Source organism: Lentzea alba, from assembly GCF_047445655.1.
GTDB classification, from domain to species: Bacteria; Actinomycetota; Actinomycetes; order Mycobacteriales; family Pseudonocardiaceae; genus Lentzea; species Lentzea alba_A.
In genome coordinates this window covers 1-1,579 of sequence record NZ_JAJAEG010000050.1, presented here as the reverse complement: position 1 = coordinate 1,579, position 1,579 = coordinate 1, and the positions used below count along the sequence as shown (strand labels likewise).

Annotated in this window: 3 protein-coding genes; all 3 read left to right on the top strand. The window is 62.8% G+C overall.

Going from position 1 to position 1,579, the window contains the following annotated elements:
- Positions 1-45 precede the first annotated feature (45 nt).
- The gene (locus LFM09_RS46440; protein WP_414103053.1) at positions 46-975 is read left to right on the top strand and encodes a hypothetical protein; all 930 of its coding nucleotides are present in this window, start codon (positions 46-48) and stop codon (positions 973-975) included.
- Positions 976-1,003: 28 nt separating this feature from the next.
- Positions 1,004-1,222, top strand: coding sequence for a hypothetical protein (locus LFM09_RS46435; RefSeq protein ID WP_414103052.1), 219 nt, complete (start codon positions 1,004-1,006; stop codon positions 1,220-1,222).
- Positions 1,223-1,299: 77 nt separating this feature from the next.
- On the top strand, positions 1,300-1,579 hold a 280-nt coding region (locus tag LFM09_RS46430), incomplete at its 3' end, for a hypothetical protein (RefSeq protein ID WP_414103051.1).

The window sequence follows — 1,579 nt, the reverse complement described above, 5'->3', positions numbered from 1 at the left end:
CCGCACAGGCAAAGCGCCGGTCGGGGAGCTCAACGAAGGTTCAGGATGCTCCGCCGTCGGCGCAGAGGAGCTACCGGGACGATCCGCAAACGGATTGCCGACATACGAGTCGCTGTCAGTGTCAATGTCGTCGGATCGCTGCCCGCCGAGGCCATGAGAGGAGCTACCGGGACGATCCGCAAACGGATTGCCGACATACGAGTCGCTGTCAGTGTCAATGTCGTCGGATCGCTGCCCGCCGAGGCCATGAGAGGAGCTACCGGGACGATCCGCAAACGGATTGCCGACATACGAGTCGCTGTCAGTGTCAATGTCGTCGGATCGCTGCCCGCCGAGGCCATGAGAGGAGCTACCGGGACGATCCGCAAACGGATTGCCGACATACGAGTCGCTGTCAGTGTCAATGTCGTCGGATCGCTGCCCGCCGAGGCCATGAGAGGAGCTACCGGGACGATCCGCAAACGGATTGCCGACATACGAGTCGCTGTCAGTGTCAATGTCGTCGGATCGCTGCCCGCCGAGGCCATGAGAGGAGCTACCGGGACGATCCGCAAACGGATTGCCGACATACGAGTCGCTGTCAGTGTCAATGTCGTCGGATCGCTGCCCGCCGAGGCCATGAGAGGAGCTACCGGGACGATCCGCAAACGGATTGCCGACATACGAGTCGCTGTCAGTGTCAATGTCGTCGGATCGCTGCCCGCCGAGGCCATAAGCCGTGCCAGGTGTGACGAACTCGTACTGGGCGAGGTAGTCGTCGAGGTTGGTTTGTTGCGCGGAGGTCAGTATCTCGACGATCTCGTCGAGGCTGAATCCGCCTTTGAACATGGGCTGCAGTCTGTGGTCGATGATCGGCCGGAAGCCGTATTCGAGCAGCAGGCGGGGCAGCAGTATGAAGATGTTGAGTCGGCGGTTGCCGTCGGTGAAGGCGTGGTAGACGTGCAGGTTCCGTACGAGTCGGCCGATCGCGCGTAGGCGGTCTGCGTCTGTCTGGGCTCTGTCGATGTCCGTGCGGAAGTTGTCGAACATGGCGTTGACCAGTGTCGGTGTGTCGTCCGCCGAGTACATGGTGCGCACCTGCGGAAGGCCGCCTGCTTCCTCGTACAGGGTCAGCGGCTCGGGCTCGCCCGCGTCGACAGCCGCTGGATGGTCCTCGGCGGACATGATCATCCGCCTGTTCAGGACCTGCTCGTCGAGCATGTCCGCGGCCGGGGTGGAATAGTAGATCCCGAAGGCTGTCCTTCCGTCGCCGATCCCGGTCATCTCGTAGTTGCCGGTGGTCCGTGAGGTCACGAGCCGGTGCAGCTCGGCGTAGTTGTTCCAGTCCAGAGTGGATATCTGGACGAGATCGCCGTCGAGCACGGCGTCGATCGCCGCGAGCATCGACTCCTGGAACCCGGGAGACAGCTGGTGGTCGTAGAGCGAGCCGGGGTTGCCGGGCTGTTCCCGCAGTGCCGCGTAGTGATCGTTGGGGTTGATGAGGAACAACCATTTCTGGTGTTCCGCGACGACATCGGAGAACCGCCGGCGTGCGGGGTTGTGCTGGAGGATCTGCGTCGGTGCTGGTGGGGTGCCGGGC

Bases quoted from the DNA above. Each gene is read 5' to 3' on its own strand.
- LFM09_RS46440 (WP_414103053.1), top strand. From the start codon at position 46: ATGCTCCGCCGTCGGCGCAGAGGAGCTACCGGGACGATCCGCAAACGG.
- LFM09_RS46435 (WP_414103052.1), top strand. From the start codon at position 1,004: ATGTCCGTGCGGAAGTTGTCGAACATGGCGTTGACCAGTGTCGGTGTG.